Origin of the sequence: Viridibacillus soli (assembly GCF_016612995.1) — a bacterium.
Taxonomy (GTDB): Bacteria; Bacillota; Bacilli; order Bacillales_A; family Planococcaceae; genus Viridibacillus; species Viridibacillus soli.
Map to the genome: position 1 here is coordinate 24,738 of NZ_JAEOAH010000029.1, position 21,433 is coordinate 46,170.

The following is a 21,433-nucleotide window of genomic DNA, read 5'->3' on the forward strand; positions in this document are numbered from 1 at the left end:
AAAATAGTTTCTTTATTGCGATTCCACTCTATATAGAATTGTTGGAATTTATCCTCTTCCATTGTGGGATAGCAACCGCCCGGAAGACACTGACTTCGGAAAACTGAAAATGTCATTAGTAAAAATCGTGACTGTGAAACAACAAATCATATTCCCATTTTCCGCATTTCCACCGTAACTTTCTCGACCCTTCCATCCATATCCATCCCGTCAAACTTCGGAAGCTTCAGTTCGCTTACGATTTTTCCGTCACGCATAAACATAATGCGCTCCGTCCGCGCCGCAACCTTTGCGTCGTGAGTTACAAGCATAACCGCATTACCATCCGCGTTGATTTCGGAAAATATGTCCATAATCTCCTGCGCAGATTTTGAGTTAAGCGCGCCAGTCGGCTCGTCACCGAAGATAATTTTAGGGTTGCTAATAAGTGCGCGGCATATTCCCGCACGCTGAAGCTGTCCTCCCGAAACCTGGGTAATATCACGCTTTTCCAGTTCTGTAATACCAACCTTTTTCATAAGCGCTCTTGCTTTTTCGGTAATCTTCGCAGCGCTTTTTCTGTTATCCCGCAATGAAGGAAGAATGATGTTATCCAGAATGTTCAGGTTTTTAAGCAAAGTCGGCTGCTGAAAAACAAAACTCATTTTTGTTCTGCGTATGTCGGCAAGCTCCTTTTCACTAAGTGCTGATAGATCCCTGCCGTCAAAAGAAACCTTTCCGCCGTCAATGCCATCCATTCCACTCATCGCATACATCAGTGTCGATTTTCCTGAGCCCGATGGTCCCATAACCGAAACGAACTCTCCCTCGTTTATTTCAACGGACACGCCATCGAGAACATTGTGCTTTTCATTGTCTACTCCGAAAGATTTTACTATATTATCACCGATAATAATCTTCTTCATAATCTACTCCTTCAGGTTTTCAGATGTTTTTATTTGTCCCGCGCTCGATGTGCCGATAATTGTTGCGATAAGTACTGAGCATATCATCATCAATAGACATAATAGATACGCAGAAAGTGGATTAACAACAAACTTAAACGACGACGCTCCAAACGATGAGATAACCGCGCTCGCAAGTACCTCTCCGAGAGTGTTTGCTAGAAGCGTCCCAAGAACAATTCCTACAATCAGAACAAATACCGAACGCGAAACATACTGTAATGTAATATCCGAGTTTGTAAAACCTAACGATTTCATTACGGCAATTGAGTATCTGTCCTTTGCGACAAGCATTTTCATAAATAAAAGTGTAACCAATAACGTTATAATCAGCGCAACGACAATTGCAGCATAGGAGGCCTTTCCGACGGAACTAATTGTCGAGCCGAATGTCTGTGTAATATATTCATCAATGCCCGAAATCTTTGCAAAATTGAACCTATCCGAATATTCCGAAGTCTTTCCTCCGACAAGAGATTTATCCGAAAGCTCCGCGTAAATTACGCTCCACATAATATCCGCCGAATTATCGGAGAAAACAGCCTTTGCGGTTTTGCCACCGTTAGTAATGTCGGAATAAGTTCCGCTTACCGTGAGATTTTTCTCCTTCCCCTCAATCACCAGCGTAATGACATCGCCGACCTTTTTGCCCAGCTCATCAGCGTTAATAGCTGAAAGTGCAATTTCGTCTTCTTTGACGGGTGCTCTGCCTTCGGAATATTCTACTGGGAATATCGAATGGTCGCCAAGTTCAATTTTTATTCCTTCCTCCAATCCGTGCTCCTTCTTTGCTTTGAATGTTTTGGTCGTAAGCACAGCATATTTAGATATAGAATTGTCGCGCTCCAGCGTCTTTACAATTTCCACTGCTTTTTTAGAAATATTGTCGGTCTGCTGAATGTCAATGCGCATATCACTACTTCCTATCCCCATATATGTAATGAAGCTCTTTGAGGAAATAGTGTTGTACAGGTTCTGTGGAATGATAATGATAAATGTTGAAATCACAAGCACCGCAAGCATTGTGGCATAAAGACTTTTTCTTGCAAGAACATCTTTTATGCCCAGAAAAATATTCGTGTTAAGTAGCCTGTTTCCGCTTAGGCAAAAATGTTTTGCGCCCGCGGATTTTTCCTGTGAAGTGCCAAAGCGTATTGCTTCCGCGGCTGATATTTTTCGAAAGCGTTTCAGCACTTTGCTTACATAGGCAATAATTGCAAGGAACACGAACAATATACCAATTATTCCGAAAATTAAAGCGAAAGAAGAGTTTTCACTTCCCCCCATATAAAGCCGTATATTTTCAAGAAGCATGCCTCTGAACACAAATGAAAGTGCAAATCCGAGCGTACAACCAGCTGCCGCAATTACCGCGTATTTCGCAAGATAAATCTTTTTTATATCGGAAACACGTAGCCCTATTGCTTTCATAACGCCTATTTCGCGGTAGTCTTCTTCGATTTTCGCAAGGAGCGTAAAGCGTATGCACATAAATGCGATTGCAACGACAAGCGCACTTATAAGAAGTATGACCGCAATCATCAGACCATCGGAAATGGCATTAAGCATTTTGAAAAGCGGATAGGTAATTGTCGGACCATTTGCTTCAAGTCCTGCGGAGGTGTAAGCAGTTTCGAATGCGCCAATTTCAGACAAGTCCTTTAGTCTGAACTCAATAAGATATTCCGTGTTTCCGAAACCCTTTATTGCCGCATAATCATTTTCGCTCACAAGAAACCTCTTTGACGAAGCAAGCAACGAATTCATCTGTGAATCGCGGAGAAATCCCGCAACGGTAAATTTCTTTCCGTCTATCACAACCTTGTCACCGACTTGTGCAGTGCCGTCCTTCATATAACCTACCGGAACATAAATCTCCCCATCGGATACATTTATAACGTTTCCGTCAAGATCAAGGAGATAATCAAATTTTCCGCTCTGTGTGCTGAAGCCATTGTCCTGAACATTGTCCACAAGCGAGTTTCCGTCAATTACAATCTGCGCACCGTCAACATTGAGAAATTCAAGCACCTGAAATTCATCGACATTGCTGTATTGCTCCGCGAAATCCGAAAGTCGTACAGTATTTATATCACCCGAATGCATCTGCATAAAATGCGGAGTTTTCGCCTGCTTCATGAGTGTATCTATCGAACCCGAAAGATTTACGACAAGTATCGCCGAGAGAGAAACAAGCATCGCCGCGACAGCGACAAATATCATTGTTGTCAACGTTATCAGTTTGCTTTTTGAAATGTCATTACGGATTATTCTGAAATACATAAGTCACCTCTGTTTTCAAGCTTTTTAACCGATTTCAAATTGTACAGAATTACTGAAGTAACACATAACAAAATCCCAGCGATAATAATGAGTAATCCCGTTCCTCTACCACTACCCGTGCCGATGATCTTTCCTAAATTGTCAGCAAGTACTCCTCCTTCAACTAGTAAAGGAGTAAACACATAATCCGCAAGCACACCCGAAAGCGCATAAGCGGCAACAAATCCAAGCTGTGAAATTAACCCTATAAGTGACCATGCTCTGCCCTGAACGGCATTATCAATGTTGGTACGAACAAGAAAATCCAGGGTTGTGTTTGCAAATGGCATCATTGCCAAAAAGAGAAATCCCGAAATACAGAGAAGTACAATATTTTCGCGAAGTCCGAATACCGCCATAAATATTCCTTCACAAAACAGCGAAATAGAAAGAATTTTCATAAAGCCTTTTTTTATCGGAAGAATTCCTATAATCACACTTGATACAAGCATTCCAGTAGCCACAATTGTTTCAAGTGTTCCTACTACTGCACTGTCCGTAAAAGCAAGTATCATCGGCATGGAAAGTGTTTGTATGAAGCCAAGGAAAAAAGTCATTACCGATGACATTATTACAAGAACAAGCACGCCTCTGTTTTTAGAAATGGCACCCCAACCGTCTTTGAATTCCCGGATAAACGATTTTGCCTGTTCGCATTTCATTGAAACAAGACCTTTACGTACAGCAAGAGTTGAAGTAACCGTTACAAAAAATGTACAGATGTCGATTACAAGCAGCAGCTTTATATCCGTAACGGTGAGCAGAAATCCCGCAAGTATGGGGGAAATCAGATATTTTGCCGAGCCTGCAACCTGAACAAAGCCACTTGCCCTTGTGTACTGCTCCTCGGTAAGCAAATCCGTAACCGTAGCCTTGTATGCGGGATCAAGCAGCGATGAAAAAAATGAGCTTATTGTAACTCCCACGCAAATCTGCCATAGCTGCGCTTCTCCGCTAAGCATACAAATCAAAATGAATATAAGTCCTATCGCAGAAAGACTGTCGCCTAGCACCATTAGAAGCCTGCGGTCATAGCGGTCCGCAAGCACTCCCGCCACAGGACTTAAAAGAAGCGACGGCATAAACGCAAGTAAGATTACCAGTGCCACTGGCGATGCCTTTCCCGTCTGCTCAAAAACATAAATCCCAAGCCCGAACGCCGTAAGCCCGCTTCCTATTACTGAAATAAGCTGTCCCGACCACAGAAGAAGAAATTTTCCGAAGGATTTCCCCGAAGGATTTCCCCGAATTATTCATTGCTTTTTCCATTTCTTTTACCTCCATTTCAGCTGTCAAACATCTTCATCATGTACATAAGACTTCCGCTTTCGACACCGAGCAACCTTTCTACGTTGAAAACAAGCGCCTGTATACGTGAAGCACGCTCTTCATTCTTCATATTAACCATATCATCATCAAAAATGGTATTCGTATATGCCACAACCATTTCCATGCATTCATACGGATACGGCGTACTGAATAGTCCTTGCTCAATGCCCTCGCGGATTATTTCCGCCAGTATCGGTGGAACGCCGTTGATTATGACCTTTTGTATTTTCTGATGCATAAGCGCGTTCTGAGGCTTGTGAACATGCTCAATAATTTCCTTGCCGTTGCCGCCACTTATGTTCAGTGCCATTACAACGCGGATAATACGTTCATTTATGGGGATGCTCTTGTCTGCGGCAATTTCCTTCGCCGCTCCTAAAAGGAGGACAGTATACCGCTCAATCAGTGCGTTCATAATATCCTCCTTCGACTTGTAGTGATAATACAGCGTTCCCCGCGCAATTCCGACCTTTTCAAGAATATCGTTTGTGCTTGTGCCATCAAAGCCCTTCCGACCAAAAAGCTCATCCGCCGCGTCAAGTATTTCGTTCCTGCGTTCTTCCGCTTCTTTTCTCATTTTCACCTCTCCTTATAGACCGACTGTCTATCTGTAAATTTATAACATTCTATGTTGAGTCGTCAAGTAAATATTCTAAATTTTGTAAAAAACTAACCTCAAAATTGCTTCATCAGAAGTATTCGACTCCTATTCTAGAGTTGGATTTCCTTTTTTGTTTTTTAGTTCACCAAGCTATTTAGACTAGCTTTCATCTCTTCTTAACAGAGTAAATACTTACTTTATTCTCTTATTACATTAACTTGCCTCTTTAGTACTATCAAAATTCAACATAAAAAGCGTTAATCCTTTTTGGATCAACGCCCCCCTTAATTGAAGAAAATACTTAATAAATCAGTCTCTTTAATAGATAATACTGTTGATGTTCTTTAGTAGGATGTTCTTTAGTAGGATGTTCTTCTATTACACGATATTTAGGATTTCGATTTATTTGGCAATCTCGTCCAAACAGAACAACCTCGAATGTGATTCGTGTACCTCGGACCAAGGTTTTGCCGCCAGCTTCCTTCAGATTACGCGTCGCCACGGACACCCTTGCTCTTGGCTAGTGGTTCGCATATCCCAACGCCCACAGTGAACTTTCATCAACTAGTTGACAGACATGCCTGGCACACCAAAAAACGGTCATAGCTTTTCAGCTACAACCGATTTCTATTGCATTTCTTTAGCTTTTTCAGTTACTTCTTTTGGTACTGTAATTGGTTTAACACTGTTGAAGTTGCTAAGTTTTAAGTCAGTGTTTGTTTTCATCTTCATTTCATTGCCTTCTACGTTCATCGAGATATTTATTTTTGTTTTCATATGCTCAATATTGTAGTCTTTGTTAATATAGATTACATATTCAACATCTTCAAATTTCATATCATCAAGTGGTGGCGTTTCAGCACCTTGTGACATTTGAGCAAGTTGAGCTTCTACTTCAGTTTTCATGAACTTTGTAAATTTCTCACCTTCAGCTTTTAATGTTAATACATATTTGTCACCTTCAGTATCAACTTTAAAGTCTTCTACAAATTCACTCAGTTTTTTCAATTGTTCAGAAGGATCCGATTGCTCTTTATAAGAACCTAAAACTAGATCATATTGTTCTTTTGGCATTTTCATCCATTGATTCAATGTCGATTCTTTCATATAGAAGCCTTTATCTGTCATATAGCCTTCCATTTTGATATCCATTGCATCTTCTTCGCCTATATTTTTCATCTTAGTTGTTGAAGTAAAATATGAACTAAGAGGATCAGCAATAATATCCATTTTCAAATCACTTACAGCATCAACCGACATTTCTTCCTCTTTGTTTTTGAATACCATATTATACTTGATATCACCTGTTGCAGAATAGCTTTTCAAAGATTCTTGTTTCTTTAACGTTTTTTCATAAAGCTCTTTTGCTGTTACATCTGAATCTCCAACTTTTTGATTTGCATTACATGCGCCAAGTACTGCCACTGCTAGAAGCATTACGATTGGCAAAAACCATTTCTTCATTACAAAATCCCACCTTTTTACTTTTAAATAGACATTAACATTTTACCATAAAGGAAATTTTGTTAAAATTATCTATTAATAGTATAGTACGATAAATACTAAAAAGTTTCAACATTTTGTAATCTATGTAAATATTGCTGATTTTTATAGTAAATCTATTTCTTTTTATATTTTCTTCATTACAATATCAATACTAAAGAAAACTGTTGTTAATGCAATCATTAATCCCGTTTGAATGTATACTTCAGGTGAACCACCTGTGATGAAAATATAGACTAAGAAAATCATTAAACATATTATTCCACTAACTAAATGATACAAGAAACTGATGATTTTCTTAAATTGATATTTATTACAAATTTTCCCTATAAACATTGAGGATAGTAATCCAAATGTGAAAATGAAAGGAATTGTTACTAAACTGAGAACAAATCCAATGATGAAGTAATCATTAGTATTTTCTCCAATAATAAATAATGAAAGAATAAAAAAGTGAACATGGCAGTTAAGGTTGCTACGAATAGTTTTTGTGACAACAACATGATCAATTACTTTCAGATATTCATTCCAATATCTTTATACACTGTCTAATGCAATGGCACTTTATCGAGAAAGACTTATATTTATTATCCCAGCTTTTTCATTTATTAGATTAAGTTTATCACACAAACCGGAACCATTCCTTCTGTAAATTAAGCATTTTCTTTACGTTGCTCCTATCATTTTCACAACTTCCTATATCTCTGCAAAAGGATATCGAAATTAAATCAACCCAGCTTTCTAATCAAAAAAAGAACATTCAGCATTGTATGTAAAGAGTTAAAAAAGTGTTCATTTTACTGAATTATTATGACTGGTTAACAGCTTTCTCTTATAAACTCAATTATTCTTCGTTCACTTGATAATATGCTTCAAGTAGTTTTTCGACTGGTATGTTATCTATTTTCATGCCTATTATATCACTCTCCTGTATTTCTACATCTCTGAGATTGCAATGACTTAATTTACTACCATTCAAATCACACCGCTCAAATAATATAGGATTATTTTCTGCCCCAAGATCTGTGTCTACAAAACGAACTCCGCCTAAAGTTGCCAAAATAATATCGCTATTTGCTAGTGGATGTAATATGGATGTATGGACATACCTCGATTAAATCATTAAAATTGAACTAACGAGAGGACGTGTCCGAAATGAAACAAAAACGATACAACCAAGAATTCAAACAAACGGTAGTCGAGCTTTATCGCTCGGGTACACCCGTCAATCAACTGTCTAGCGAATATCTACTGCAAACTGACTCATGCGAACATACATAGTATTCAATTATTTGTATCATCGGAAATAGTAGATTAGCATCAAAATGGTTACTTCCCTGTTTTGTTCGTCCATTAAAAACACCCTTACCTTTTGCTAATTCTAATGATTTATCATCATATTTAATACCTCGATACATATTCAAATAATTGCTTGTTTTATTATTTGTAATTGAAAGCAAATCCCATTCTGTTATATCAAAAGTATGATCCCAGTGATGATGTGTTAAAATCAAAAATTTAACCGGAGGCAAGCCCATATTATCTATTTCTATTTAAAATTCATTTGCATGTCTGGGAGAATTTCCTGCATCAACAATTAAACAAAAGTCGTCATCTATTACAAGTCCTAACACTGGTCTATCTGTTTCATCACTATTTTTCATCTAGTAAATTCTATCTGTTATTTTCTCTAACATTAATATCACTACTCCTCACGCGTTTTTGAAGTTTTTAAGTAACAATTTCAGCCGAAATGTAATGAGATTTATACCATATGAAAAATCCTCTCTCAGCTTTGAAACTCTGTATTTAACAAACTATATAACCACATATCCTTATATTCTCCAGTAACACTATGGCATTCAAACTTCCTTAAATAACCTTCTTCTTTGAAGTAGAGTTTTTTTAATATCACCTTTGAAGCTAAATTTTCATCACTAACAAATGCCTGGATTCTTACTAAGTCTAAATGGTTAAATCCTATTGATAAAACCTCATGTACTGCTTCAGACATTATCCCTCGACGCCAATATTGCTCTGATAATTCATAGCCAATTTCAGCCCTTTTCCCTTCAAATTCACTTAAAAATATTGTTCCAATAATTTCATCTGTGACTTTGTCGGCAATTGCAAAACGAATAATCCAGCCTGCATCATAGCCTTTGTTCCATAGTTTGATAACTTCATAACTTCTTTCTAATGTTTCTGGTCCATTCCAATCAAGATTTCGATATACATTTTCATTTGAATAATATTTTAATAACGCGGGTGCATCTTCCAATCTTAACTTTCTTAAACGAATTTTTTGAGTTTCTATCACTGGAAATTCTTTAAATATTTTTGTAAAATCCACTTTTTTCCCCCAGAAAATATTTAATTCTAGCAAATAAATTATAGCTAGAATTCTATCTAGATATCTTTATTTATACGAAGTGCTAAATTGGTTAAAACTTGTTTCTATGTGTTCGAGTAGGTTAAATCAACTTCTGAATGAGTTAAATCAAGCGCTGAGTAGGTCGAATCCTCTTCTGAATGAGTTAAATCAAGCGCTGAGTAGGTCGAATCCTCTTCTGAATGAGTTAAATCAAGCGCTGAGTAGATAAAAATAGGCTCTCCTATTATTCAAAAACCTCAGCTATATCACGTATGAGATAATATCGGGAACATCAGCTTATTATTTTTAAATAGTTCACCTTTATCACCCATTACCATAAGTGTAGAAACCTCTTCTTTAAAGAGACGTTTCTCATTATTTTCACTGTTGTTCGGCATAAATTTCAAAATGGCATTCTTCGTCTGTTCTGTCGCCAAGACATTTATTACTTCTTCAATTTCTATTTTTTCAGTTGTCAAAATATCATATAAGATTAACGTGTCTTCTTCGTGATCTGCTACAGCAATTGCATTCAAGCCTTGTATATAGAAAAGATTTCCCTTAAAACTGAACAACTCAAAGTAGTTACAGTAGAACATGACTAATCCCGAATTGTTCTGCATAGAAAGTGCAAAAAGTGATTCCGTATCTTTTGCTGTTTCGTAAAGCAAATTAAGATCCATAACATTCTTTATGTCCATTTTCCGGACAGAATATGGACTTTCGATTTTTGATACTTTTTTTGTAGCTTCATATTCATCTACAGGGGCAAATCCAAACTTAGGATAAAAATCAAGTACGCTGTCATTGGCGAAAAGATAGAACATATCACATTTATCTTTCCACTCATCTATAACAGTTTCCATTAGAACTCGGCTTAGGCCTTGGTTGCGGTAATGTTCATCTGTCATTACTGTACCAAACTGAACAAATCGTTTTTTCTCCCCTAAGACGATAAAATCAATGGCATTGACTGTAATGTGAGAAACCATTTTATCGTTATCTAACAGAGAGTATAAAATGCAATTTTCTTTCCAATATCCACTCTTATACCACTTCTCAAAATCGAAATTATAAGTTTGTTGTGTTAGTAAATTAAAACTTTACCTTAGCTCATTATCATGCTGGTAGCGTGATATCAATTTATAGTTTTTGCCGTTTATTATTATGTTTTCCATTAATTTCTCCTACTTACATTATCTAAATAAATTATATCTTGATTACATAACTGGAAAAAACCTCATTCTTTTTTCATAAAAGAAAATAAGCCAATGTAGTTTATAACCACATTGCCTTATTATTTGCTTTCTTTTCTTTTAGTAAGATTCTTTGAATACTTTTTGATGATAAATAATATTTTTCCGCTAAAGTAATTGTATCTATTCCAGATAAAAAATCGTTGTAGATATTAGAATTCCTTAAATTCAATGATTGATTGGGCTTTATCTGTTTATAGTAAATAAATAAGTCTAAATATAAGAATTATTTATTTAAGCTTGTCCATTTTTGTTCAAGCCATGTTTTGAATTCTTTACCTTTATGACCTTCGTATGCATCGTATACATCAAGGCGCATACGTTCAAGTTTTCCAGCAAAGTCTTCAAATGTGTGATCAGCTGGTAAGCTTTTCTTCACACGGATTAAGATTTTATCTGTACCTTTGATAATATCAAATTTTTGAACTTTAGGTGGTTCTACATTTTCACCAAATGCAATTAGTGCTTTGTAAGCTGCTTCTTGTACTTTGTAAACTGTATCATTTTCTAAACGGTTTTTAAGAAGGTCAATTACTTTAGCGTGTTTACAAGTACTTAACTCATTTACTGCTGCAATACGGTCTCTCCAGCTAGACGTGTAATTCGCTTCTTTTTTTAGTTCTGCATAGTCTTCTGGTAATTCTGTTTCAAACTTTTTACTCAAGTTATGTCAAACTCCTTTAAAATTGTATTTGAGATGATTCAAGCTTACTTCGACAAATGGTCTGTGGAATATCAATTCTTCTCTATCCTACCATTATATACGAATTGGACAGCTACCTCTTACTTATTCGAACTTTAACATAAAAGATAGGTATTTTCTCACTATTTAAGAAAACAAATTCCTATTGATATGTCGATTCGAGTAATCCCGCTAATGAAATGGTGCCAGTCACCTGCCATAATCATGATATAAATCCTTTAAAATAATAAAAATGGTCTTTATTATCATTACTATATTGATACAGTATATAGACAGAGTAAGTAAGTGACTGACACCTAAGCTTTCTTTCCCAAGTAAGTTATATCAATTTCTGAATAAGGCAAATCCTGTTTCGATAAGCTTGAGTAGGTTAAATTCTTCCCTAGTAGGTTAAATCACTTCTCGAGTAAGTCAAATGAAGCTCTGAGTCGGGCAAATCAGATTCCCAAAAACTTGAATAGGTTATATCCTTCCTCCAGTAGGTTAAATCACTTCTCGAGTAAGTCAAATCAAGCTCTGAGTCGGGCAAATCAGATTCCCAAAAACTTGAATAGGTTATATCCTTCCTCCAGTAGGTTAAATCACTTCTCGAGTAAGTCAAATCAAGCTCTGAATTGGGCAAATCAGATTCCCAAAAACTTGAATAGGTTATATCCTTCCTCCAGTAGGTTAAATCACTTCTCGAGTAAGTCAAATCAAGCTCTGAGTCGGGCAAATCAGATTCCCAAAAACTTGAATAGGTTATATCCTTCCTACAGTAGTTTAAATCAATTCTCGAGTAAGTCAAATCAAGCTCTGAGTCGGGCAAATCAGATTCCCAAAAACTTGAATAGGTTATATCCTCCCTCCAGTAGGTTTTCAGTTACGTAATGCAACTTGAAATCTCAGAGTATCGGATTGATCATCGACAGCGAGTACCTGCACTTTACTTCCGATTGGAATGCCCAGACCAGCATTGAAATCTAAGAAATTTACATATCGTCGTCCTTGAGAATCTAATGGATAAGCAGCCTTTATAGCTGTCTCTACTCCATTAATCACCAATTTATAGCGAACATTTCTACTCGGAACTTTATTAAAATATAGACCATTTACATATTGTTTTCCATTGAAATTAACGATATTCCAGCTACCAAATTCATGACCTGTTAACAGTGATTTATACTCTGCAACTTTTACTTTCAGATTATCGTTTTTTTCGTCAACAGCGTACAATTCTAAATTACTGCCTGGAGTCTCTAGGACAGGTACAGTTCGCTTTCCATTACTTCCCGTTGGAGGAGATTGTATTATATCTTTAAAATTCCCGTTAATCTTCCATTGATATCTCACTTTTGTCTTCGGAACTCGAGAAAACGTTGCACCCCTTATCCATCCAGGGTTCTGCGATGGAGTATTCTCAGCCCATTTTTCAAATACATGCGCTTTTTGAAGTTCTTCAGTTGCTGACCACTCCGTTACAGATACATCGTCAAAATGTAGAGTGGCACTTCCATTGTTTTTTAAACCTAATTTATTAAAATATTCTGGATTAGGTCCTGTATTAAAAGAAAACTCTATCATTTTCCAATTATCTCCATCAACCTTCACATTCTGTCTCGCACCTTTTCCATCTCCATTCTCAGTGCTATCTGCATAAAACACTACATTGTTTCCACCTGTTGGAGATGCTGTTCGAACATATGCACGAGCGGTATAGCTTGTTGATGGTTTTAATTTGAGTTCGTCTTGTGCAAAACCGTTTCCGTTCTGGGAAATTTGTCCCCTTCTTTGACCTGTATATCCCCCAGAAGATTGAGTGATATTGTACCATTTAGTAGCACCAGCAGCCTCAAAATCATAATAAACTGTTGGCACGTGAAGAGTAATGTTCATGCCACGTTTCCATTTCGCATTGTATACTTTTTTATCTTGTAGTTGATTGAGTTGCTTATCAATGTCATCCTGTGTTTTTTTATCACCAATTAAATTAATCGCAGCTTCATCAATGCATATACTTTTTCCATTTGAATCTGTGTAATATAATTTTCCATCTATTTCTTTTGCATTAAAAGCTCTATGGATGGCTTCTTTTATAGTAATTTCAGGTGTTCTATCTTCGGGATCATTCAAATTTCTTGCTGCGACTCTTCGTTCTAAATTTTCTTTACCAGTTCCTAAATTTAAAGTTAAAGCGCCAGAAACTGCATCAATATTTGTTCGAATAGGATCCCATTGCTTAGAAGTGTCTGTAATAGGATTACCTGTCGCATCTAGTAGTGCATATTGCCCTTTATTTTGGGTAGTTTCTATATTTAGCGTTTCCGCACCACTTTGAAGCGTATCTAGCTGATCTTTATCAATTGAGATGTTAACTGTCCCTGCTTCATTTGCTTTATCTAAAGAGATAGGAGCTTGTCCTTTTTGTGGATAAGTAGCACCCGGCCCTAGGCTATTTCCAATTTGGTTTGGTCCAGCTGTTATTGTTGTGATAGAATCCCCAGAATTTTGGAATACAAAGTTTGATGTAGGTCGTAAATCATAGATTGGAGCTGTTCCTGCATTATAGTAACGAACATTGGCATTTAAATAAGCAGCTTCAGCTGTATTAATCCCAATTTCTTCTGACCATGATTGACTGTCTGTATTCTCTATCGATGTGCTATTACTCCATGAATGTGAATACTTAGGTGAAAAGTTAAAAGTAAATCCCTTATCAAAACCAATTCCCCCACCTACTTCGATGGTGTTAACAGTTGTATTAGTATCTGTTACACTTTTTGATTTAGTTCCAGAATTTCCTTCTGTCACATTTTGATTTTTGGAAAATAGTAATCTTTCCATCCCTACTCCAACAGCTGGATAAGCTGCTACTAATGGATCTTTTGCTTCATCTTTCGTTGCCGCTGGCATATGACCTGTTACTTTTTCAAAATCGGTATATGGATCTGCAACCGTTCTAGATTTGTATGGATTGGATACATATTTTTTGTATCCTTGTACACTATATGCATCATCCCAAGGGACAATTTGTTGATTTCTAAAGGTGTACCCCTTTTCTTCCCATTCGTCAGGAATTCCGTCTCTATCTGTATCTTTTAGTTCCGAGGAAAAAGTTTTATTATCAAACTGGTTAAAGTTTGGTAATAAAAGCATATCTTTTTTTTCATCAGGTAAATTTACCTTTTCAGAGAAATTAGGTGATAAAATATTTTTTTGTGGAACTTGCTCTTTTGTTTTACTATCTATTGACCAGAATAACTGTAAATCAGACGATGTATCTTTTGTATTTCGATATTCTATCTTCAATTCATATACTTTATCTTTTTCTAATTTAAGAGGTTTCTCCATCTTAACTTGATTAATGACAGTTTCTCCGTTAATTTGCAGAACGATTTGTTGATCAGAGGATGTAGAAAGTATATATTCTCCTGTTTGAGACGGCTTTACTCTTCCCATCCACCGCACAGATTTGATAATTTGATTATTTTTATCTATTTTGGTCTTATTCATCAGTTTACTTTGTTCACCAAGGTTAATAAAAGCTAATTCCTTAAACTGAGCATCTTTAAAATAATATCCCAATAGCCCTTGTGTATTACTTTTTTCTTCTGCCATTGTCTTGTTATCAGCTTTCTTTCCATTACTACTTTCTGCATGAGCTATTACCGGATATACAGCAATTTGAGATAGTATCGCTGTAATTGTAAGACATTTGAATACACTTCTTAGTTTCATACTCTTCACTCCCTCTATAAATATTGATTTATCAATGGTTTGACCCATTTTTCCATGTTTTCTATGCTATTTTCATCCACATCCCCTCTATTTCTAAATTAATTATAAAGGTCAAATGAAGAACAATAATTTCAATACTGAGTAAATTAGTTTCATTCTTAAAATTTTCCCTTATTACTAAAAAACAGGGAAAGAGAGCGTAAAATATTTTGTGTAAATGAATAAAACGACAAAAAAGGAAGACCTTTTCTTGGTAGAATTAAGTCACCACAACCAATCCTAGAAAAGAGGTCTTCCCTATGAATCAGTTTACTACAGAATTAGTTGATGCTCTAGTAAAAAAACAAGATATTACTGAAGTTTTTCGTACCCATTTAGAAACAGCGGTGAATACGTTGTTGGCGACAGAATTAACGGCGTTTTTAGATTATGAAAAATATGATCGCATTGGTTTTAACTCAGGCAATTCACGCAATGGCTCGTATTCGCGCACGTTACACACCGAATACGGGGACTTAACGATCCAGATTCCTCGTGATCGCAACGGCGAGTTCAAACAACAAACGGTCACACCATATAAACGCTCGAATGATACACTGGAATCAACGGTCATTCATCTGTTTCAAAAAGGCATTACCATGTCAGAAATTGCCGGACTAATTGAAAAAATGTACGGCCATCATTATACACCACAGACGATTTCCAACATGACAAAAGTGATGTCAGAACAGGTAGAAGCTTTTAATAAACGACGCCTGAGTGAACGATATGTCTGCGTTTATTTAGACGCGACGTATATTCCTGTCCGCCTAAAACGGTGTCCAAAGAAGCCGTCTATATCGCGGTGGGGATTCGTGAAGATGGCTCCAAGGAAGTACTTTCCTATACAATTGCGCCGACAGAATCTGCTTATAATTGGAAAGAACTTCTCACAGAACTGAACGAACGGGGTGTTGAAGAAGTCCTTCTGTTTATCTCGGATGGCTTAAAAGGCATGGTTGGCGCCATTACTTCGATTTTCCCGAAGGCACACTACCAAACCTGTTTAGTTCACGTAGCGCGCAATTTATCGCACAAAGTACGCGTAGAAGATCGCCAAGAAGTTTGCGATGATTTCAAAACCGTATACAAATCGGAAAATCAAGAGACTGGTCAAACTGCACTAGAAGCCTTCTGTTCGAAATGGCAAAAAGCCTATCCGAAAGTGGTGAAATCCCTAGAGGAAAACGCCTATTTACTGACGTTTTACAGCTTTCCTAAATCTATTTGGTCCAGCATTTACTCAACGAATTTAATCGAGTCCTTTAATAAGCAAATCAAGAAATATACAAAGCGCAAGGAGCAATTTCCAAACGAAGAAGCACTCGAACGCTTCCTAGTGTCGCAGTTTGAAGATTACAACCAGAAATTCGCGACACGTTGTCATATCGGCTTCAATCAGGCACGTGCAAAACTCGAAGCGATGTTTGAATCGCAAGAATAAGCTCGAGGAACGCACAGCGCGAAATTTTGGTTTTGAGGAAGGGGTACCCCTTCCTCAAAACCAAAATCATTCCTTCGAACAAAAGCACTTAAAAATCTAAAAGTGATAATCTACAAGAAAAGGTTGGATTGTCATTTACACAAAATTATTGACAGTCCCCAGGGAAAGAATGATTTGTTTATGCTATAAACTAGTAATGCTTAAAGTAAAGCTCGTACTTTATGTAAAGTTTTTATGAAATTGAATGTTAAAAAGCATTACAAGATTAATTACAGCGTACCAGCGCCTTAAACCTCATTATCAATGCTATTAGTATTTGGAATACCGTGTATTTATGATAAATAATTGAAAACGACTAGAAAATATATTAAGGAGAATTACTTTCTCATCTATCTCCTTTAGGATAGGAGCACATTAACTTCGTAGGAGAATAATCATTTCAATCTTAGATTTAAAATTTTATCCATTCCCTACTCTACTTAGGCTATAAATATAACCCTGATTTTTCTCCTTAGCGTAGAAAAATCAAGGTTTCATCTTCTGAAAAATATATAATCATATAATTATCCGCGTTTTGTCGGCAGGTCCCCAGTCTTAAATGTAAGAGTGATAGAATCAAATATTGAATCTATAGCTTTTGCTGCATCTTTATAGGAATATTTAATTATGCTATTTTACCCACTACTATCTATAACTTTTTATTAAAAATATTGGAAAAAGCCTTATTTAGCTGCAAGAGGAAAGAAGCCATTTTGAAAAAAGATTGATCAAAATGGTTTCCCCCATCCTAATTGGATTTTTATTAAAAAGGCTACAAGTATTACTCAAATGTTGATACAAAAGAAATTCTATTAAAATCAAGCTATCGGTTTATTTAAACTTTTTCAAAACATCGCATCTTCTTTATAAACATCGCGACTTTATTACAAATCTTTACTATCAATAGCATCTGGGTGACATTCGATTCTATCACTTAACAGAATTCTTTTATTGTATCTTCCATTGCTTCATTTGTATTGACCCTATATTTCACATATTTTCAATAAATGATACTTTTTATAAACTTGGAAAATAAGAATATATTTAACTCCCTTACTAATATTCATTTCAATTTAAATTTTTGTGCTTTTATATGTTCACTATTTAGACTGTGTTGTTGATTTACTTTAATGTTTGAACCATTATTAGGGTCGGCATTATTTACATCTAATACTAATTTTGGGTTCTTTTTATTTTTTATAATATAATAGTTACTTCCAACATGATCGAGAATCCAATAGTGTTCTTCTTTTTGTTGATTAGGTGTACCAAAAACATTGATAGAACCTTGGTAATCATTCCATGCAAGAACTAAATTAGGATTGCTTACACTATATATTTGATATGCACTTTTTTGTTTATCATATACAAATTTCCATTTTTGGTGAGCTCCTTGATTGTTGCTCCATAGTGTAACATTATTGGGTCCATTTAAATCTAAGACACTCGTATTATTTACAGCAGTTACAATTTGATAAATACCATCAAGGACCCTAGATGATTTAGATAGGTGCGTATTCACTCGAATAACATTATCTATTAACCCTCTTCCTGGAAAATCAGAAACAACAATTCCTGTATAATTTAAATTGTTGTTCGCTATATAATCTGTTGTGAGAATATTGGTTCCCTCAAATGCAATAGTACATATTCCTATAAAGCAATCTGTTCTAGGGAAATCTGGATATGAATTTTCCCAACCAGGGGTAGTTAAACCAGTAGCAAGTCGCGGTGCAGCTGTCCCAGGACTACTATGCCCACTTGCAACAAAGTATGGATAAGAGCCACCACTGCCACTTAAATAATTTATAAATTTAGTTTGATTACCATTAGACCCATTTGCCTTTTTTAATTGTTCTTTTACAGTTAACCATTTATCATATAAATCCCAGTTTGTGTTAAGGTGAAATTTGTCTTGTATATTAAATTGATGTGCATAATCAATACCAATATTTGAGCCTGCTACATTACGAAGAATGACAATTTTACCTCGCATTTCTCCTAAAGAAGGGTTTGTGATTTTTCCATTTTGACTATCCCAGAAGTATTCAGGATATCTATCCATATATTTTCGAAGAGTTTCGTTAAAAAGTTGATTAGAAACAGCGCTCTTTTCTTGTTTGATTCTCATTAAAATCGTTTCACTTGGATGTTGACTTAAGAAATTAGTGACTTCATTTAGAACATCCCCAAACATTGCGTCTAAATAGTAATCGCCATGATGAATTGCAAATGACCCTTCTGTGTATCGGCAACGAATATCTAAGTAACGAATCCCAGAATTTAATTGTGTTTTTAGTGACATAGACTGTGTATAGACATGATCAGTAGCAGGTACTGAAGTTTTATATGCCATGGAATCATGTGTACCCGGAATAGATAATTCACTTAGTCTAGCTTTATCATCAATAGCATCCATCCAATTTGGATTTTGGTAATTTAGAGTTGAGTCATGAGAATACCCTGAATGTTCGTGAGCAAATGCAGCAGTAGAAAAATTAAAGATAAACATGATAATTAATATAAAACAGAAAATTCTTTTCATTTATTCTCCCCCTTTAAGTATCTTACTAAATAGCCAATGGTAATTTTCTTCTTTCGTTTTTGATAATTGAATTACGATATATTGATGATAGGTAAAACTCACAAAAAAGGAATATGCTATATTACTAGTTTCCTGCAAAACTCTTGTTAGCTACTATCCGTTGAAAAGCTCATGTTGGAAAAAGAATAATTTTACGTTTTGTGTAGAAGCTAACATGAGCAAATGATTAAAATCTTTTCCCATAATAATATTCAAGTAGACCTTTACCGTTTTGGTATTCCAAATTTGTCTTGTGAGGTTCTTCTGCATAAGAAACAATAGGCATAATAATCCCCGTTATTAGAACTGTGAAGAAGTGCTACTATTGCTGCCTTTTTGCAAAGTATGTTTAGCGCCTTCTTACTTCAATTTTTATGGTCTATACATTCACTTAACTTTTGTGGAATACACTATCTGTACAATTAATTTTGCACTTTTTATCCATACCTCCTTTCTTCTAATTAATTATAAAGGTAAAATGACAAGCAATAATTTCAATATTAATTAAATTAGTTTCATTTTTAATTTTTTATTATTGAATTAATTTCATCCATAGTATTTTTTAGAGCACAAACTACTCTCGTATTCCAAAATCTATTTTAAAAAAACAATCTATGTTTGGTTGCGTTGTAAATCAGTGTAATCAATTGGAAATTATACTTTGCTTTTTTCAGAGTTTTTTTGATTCTTTCAAGTGCATTCTTCTTTATCACCTCAACGGCTCTTCTTGCAAACTCCTTAATTCGGAAGCGAAATGCTTATAAGGTCGGTTCCCAATTCCCTCTTCCTGACGTACATGGGCCTTCTCAAATATATTTAAATAGTTCCCCCACCTTTATTACTCGTAATTTATTGCGCTTATGAACTGTTTAATTCTCATGTTGGTCTCTCCCTTCAATTGTCTACTGAAGGTAGGAAAATCTCTGGCTCTAGAAAAAAAGTATTGCCAAATTACTTATGTTTTTCGATTTATTTTGAAAGATTGAAGAGAATAATAAAAGCCCCTAACCAATGGTGAGGGGGCTTCCTATTTAAATGAAATAATAAGAATTCAATGTACTTATTAGATTTGATAACCATTTCTGTAATTTGCTTTTCTTTGTATTAAAGCTATTTTTCTTTAGTGTACCTACTGCTAGTATTTCTTTGCCGATGAGATCCTCATCTTAAAAAGTAAAATATTTAAAATAACGATCAAATACGACTAATGTAAAGTAAGTATCATTGTCAGCTATAAAATTGATATACCAAACTTTCTCTCTTCCATTCACTTTGCTAACTACCGCATGTATAAAGTAGTACTTTATGAACACTTTCATACTTACAAATGATTTGGTATACGAATCTCTTTAGCAACTTAATAGACTGTAGGATTTCATTTGGCTCTTTTAAAGCCTTACTATCTAATTCATCAGATTCCTTCAGTTCTATTTCTGAAACGGCCCGTTCGACAGTTTTTGCCTCATAACCTGGCTAACAGGTATGTTCCTATCACTTATTCAAATAAATTATACATTACTGGAAAAAACCTTATTATTTTTTCATAAAAGAAAATAAGCCAATGCAGTTTATAACCACATTGACTTCTTTTCTTTTAGTACAATTCTTTGGATACTCTTTAACGATAAATAATATTTTTCGGCTAAAGTAGAGATACCAATTCCCGATAAATAATCGTTGTAGATATTAGAATTCCTTAAATCCAATTCTCTCCTTGTAGCAGTACCAGATCCCCAAGACTTTTTATTTTCATCTTTTCTTGGAATATAAATATATTCACCATCAACATATTTTTGTATTAACTCTACCACCTCTGCTGGCAGAAGATTATTTGCTCTTTTATAGCTCATTTTTGCACTCCTAAATATTAATTTTTCTTTTAGGAATAACAAAGGCTATTATTTTATTTGTATAATTTTGCAATAGCCTTTGCTAAGCAAAATAAATAACATCTCTTCTCATAAAATCAGCCCTCCTTAAATTTTCTCTATTATTCATTTTAATTATATTCCATATCACACCATATGTGTGAGCAAATAAACAAAGGACAAAACATATTAAACATTACTAATATGTATTGCCCTTTTCCTATTGTATCTATTAAATTACTATAGTGATTTTAAAAAACCTTGGTCAACCTAATCTCTTTTTTATTGATTTTTTCAAAATAAGTCTAGACATTAATCTATCCATAAAATCACAAAAAACTGCCACAAATATAATACACCTTAGAAACCTAAGTTTTAGGTTATTCTAATAAATTATTTCAGAGGTTTATAGTAACAGTTACTTTTTGAAATACTTCCACATATTTTAGAACGACCTTGACCACTGCAAGAGATGATAAGAAAAGCTAAAGCTATTCCCATTTCAATCCAAAATATGCTCAAATGGCATTGACCATTTTGAGAACGTATTATAATTTCTGCTTACCATACACAACAGGAGATAAAAAAACTGACTCCTTCACAAGGTTTGGGAATTACCGAAAAGATATTTAAAATAGAGGGTATTTTATATTTAAGGTGAATCCTATGTATTATCTGGAAATTTTTGAATATAAAAATATAAATGGATT

Annotated in this window: 16 protein-coding genes and 4 pseudogenes; 4 read left to right on the plus strand and 16 right to left on the minus strand. The window is 35.2% G+C overall.

Annotation, left to right across the window (positions count from 1 at the left end; all coding sequences use genetic code 11):
* Positions 1-146: 146 nt before the first annotated feature.
* The 9 genes from JFL43_RS16240 to JFL43_RS16270 all read right to left on the minus strand — a co-directional run bounded on the left by JFL43_RS16240 (position 147) and on the right by JFL43_RS16270 (position 7,759).
* The gene (locus tag JFL43_RS16240; protein WP_200749853.1) at positions 147-905 is read right to left on the minus strand and encodes an ABC transporter ATP-binding protein; all 759 of its coding nucleotides are present in this window, start codon (positions 903-905) and stop codon (positions 147-149) included.
* A gap of 3 nt (positions 906-908) precedes the next feature.
* Positions 909-3,227, minus strand: a complete 2,319-nt coding sequence (locus tag JFL43_RS16245; RefSeq protein WP_200749854.1) for an ABC transporter permease — start codon at positions 3,225-3,227, stop codon at positions 909-911.
* The gene (locus JFL43_RS16250; RefSeq protein ID WP_325166701.1) at positions 3,212-4,453 is read right to left on the minus strand and encodes an MFS transporter; all 1,242 of its coding nucleotides are present in this window, start codon (positions 4,451-4,453) and stop codon (positions 3,212-3,214) included. Before JFL43_RS16250 ends, JFL43_RS16245 begins: the two co-directional genes overlap by 16 nt.
* Positions 4,398-4,535, minus strand: a complete 138-nt coding sequence (locus JFL43_RS23240) for a hypothetical protein (RefSeq protein ID WP_325166697.1) — start codon at positions 4,533-4,535, stop codon at positions 4,398-4,400. The genes JFL43_RS16250 and JFL43_RS23240 overlap by 56 nt, the downstream gene beginning before the upstream one ends.
* A 16-nt stretch (positions 4,536-4,551) precedes the next feature.
* Positions 4,552-5,172 carry a TetR/AcrR family transcriptional regulator gene (locus JFL43_RS16255; protein WP_234447838.1) on the minus strand — a complete coding sequence of 207 codons (621 nt, stop codon included), beginning with the start codon at positions 5,170-5,172 and terminating at the stop codon, positions 4,552-4,554.
* Positions 5,173-5,497: 325 nt separating this feature from the next.
* Positions 5,498-5,698, minus strand: coding sequence for a hypothetical protein (locus JFL43_RS16260; RefSeq protein ID WP_200749856.1), 201 nt, complete (start codon positions 5,696-5,698; stop codon positions 5,498-5,500).
* A gap of 125 nt (positions 5,699-5,823) precedes the next feature.
* Positions 5,824-6,660: a DUF6612 family protein gene (locus tag JFL43_RS16265; RefSeq protein WP_200749857.1), complete on the minus strand. Its 837-nt coding sequence runs from the start codon at positions 6,658-6,660 to the stop codon at positions 5,824-5,826.
* Between the two features lie 165 nt (positions 6,661-6,825).
* Entirely contained in the window at positions 6,826-6,948 is a 123-nt protein-coding gene (locus JFL43_RS23095) for a hypothetical protein (RefSeq protein ID WP_267907813.1), read from the minus strand.
* 595 nt (positions 6,949-7,543) lie between these two features.
* Positions 7,544-7,759: a pentapeptide repeat-containing protein gene (locus JFL43_RS16270; RefSeq protein ID WP_407701990.1), complete on the minus strand. Its 216-nt coding sequence runs from the start codon at positions 7,757-7,759 to the stop codon at positions 7,544-7,546.
* A 95-nt stretch (positions 7,760-7,854) separates the two neighbouring features.
* On the opposite strand from JFL43_RS16270, the gene JFL43_RS16275 reads away from it, so the two are divergent.
* The gene (locus tag JFL43_RS16275) at positions 7,855-7,980 is read left to right on the plus strand and encodes a transposase (RefSeq protein ID WP_200749858.1); all 126 of its coding nucleotides are present in this window, start codon (positions 7,855-7,857) and stop codon (positions 7,978-7,980) included.
* On the opposite strand, the gene JFL43_RS23540 is transcribed toward JFL43_RS16275, so the two are convergent.
* From JFL43_RS23540 to JFL43_RS16295, 5 genes and pseudogenes are all read right to left on the minus strand, one after another.
* Positions 7,929-8,237, minus strand: a complete 309-nt coding sequence (locus tag JFL43_RS23540) for an MBL fold metallo-hydrolase (protein ID WP_407701991.1) — start codon at positions 8,235-8,237, stop codon at positions 7,929-7,931. The genes JFL43_RS16275 and JFL43_RS23540 overlap by 52 nt on opposite strands.
* 251 nt (positions 8,238-8,488) lie before the next feature.
* Positions 8,489-9,052, minus strand: coding sequence for a GNAT family N-acetyltransferase (locus JFL43_RS16280; protein WP_200749859.1), 564 nt, complete (start codon positions 9,050-9,052; stop codon positions 8,489-8,491).
* 287 nt (positions 9,053-9,339) lie between these two features.
* Positions 9,340-10,143 (minus strand): annotated as a pseudogene (locus JFL43_RS16285) (GNAT family N-acetyltransferase); the annotation flags it as partial.
* 412 nt (positions 10,144-10,555) lie between these two features.
* The gene (locus JFL43_RS16290; RefSeq protein WP_200749860.1) at positions 10,556-10,993 is read right to left on the minus strand and encodes a HEAT repeat domain-containing protein; all 438 of its coding nucleotides are present in this window, start codon (positions 10,991-10,993) and stop codon (positions 10,556-10,558) included.
* A gap of 897 nt (positions 10,994-11,890) precedes the next feature.
* On the minus strand, positions 11,891-14,749 hold the full coding sequence (locus JFL43_RS16295; RefSeq protein WP_200749861.1) for a binary toxin-like calcium binding domain-containing protein: 2,859 nt from the start codon (positions 14,747-14,749) through the stop codon (positions 11,891-11,893).
* 299 nt (positions 14,750-15,048) lie between these two features.
* On the opposite strand from JFL43_RS16295, the pseudogene JFL43_RS16300 reads away from it, so the two are divergent.
* Together JFL43_RS16300 and JFL43_RS22710 are read left to right on the plus strand one after the other, a co-directional pair.
* Positions 15,049-16,232 (plus strand): annotated as a pseudogene (locus JFL43_RS16300) (IS256 family transposase).
* Between the two features lie 269 nt (positions 16,233-16,501).
* Positions 16,502-16,636 (plus strand): annotated as a pseudogene (locus JFL43_RS22710) (Tn3 family transposase); the annotation flags it as partial.
* Between the two features lie 698 nt (positions 16,637-17,334).
* On the opposite strand, the gene JFL43_RS16305 reads toward JFL43_RS22710, so the two are convergent.
* Entirely contained in the window at positions 17,335-18,816 is a 1,482-nt protein-coding gene (locus tag JFL43_RS16305) for a phosphatidylinositol-specific phospholipase C domain-containing protein (RefSeq protein WP_200749862.1), read from the minus strand.
* Positions 18,817-20,423: 1,607 nt separating this feature from the next.
* On the minus strand, positions 20,424-20,705 hold the full coding sequence (locus tag JFL43_RS16310; RefSeq protein WP_100797663.1) for a CD3324 family protein: 282 nt from the start codon (positions 20,703-20,705) through the stop codon (positions 20,424-20,426).
* A gap of 474 nt (positions 20,706-21,179) precedes the next feature.
* Here JFL43_RS16310 and JFL43_RS23245 point away from each other — a divergent pair.
* A pseudogene (locus JFL43_RS23245) lies at positions 21,180-21,384 on the plus strand (insertion element protein); the annotation flags it as partial.
* Positions 21,385-21,433 lie beyond the last annotated feature (49 nt).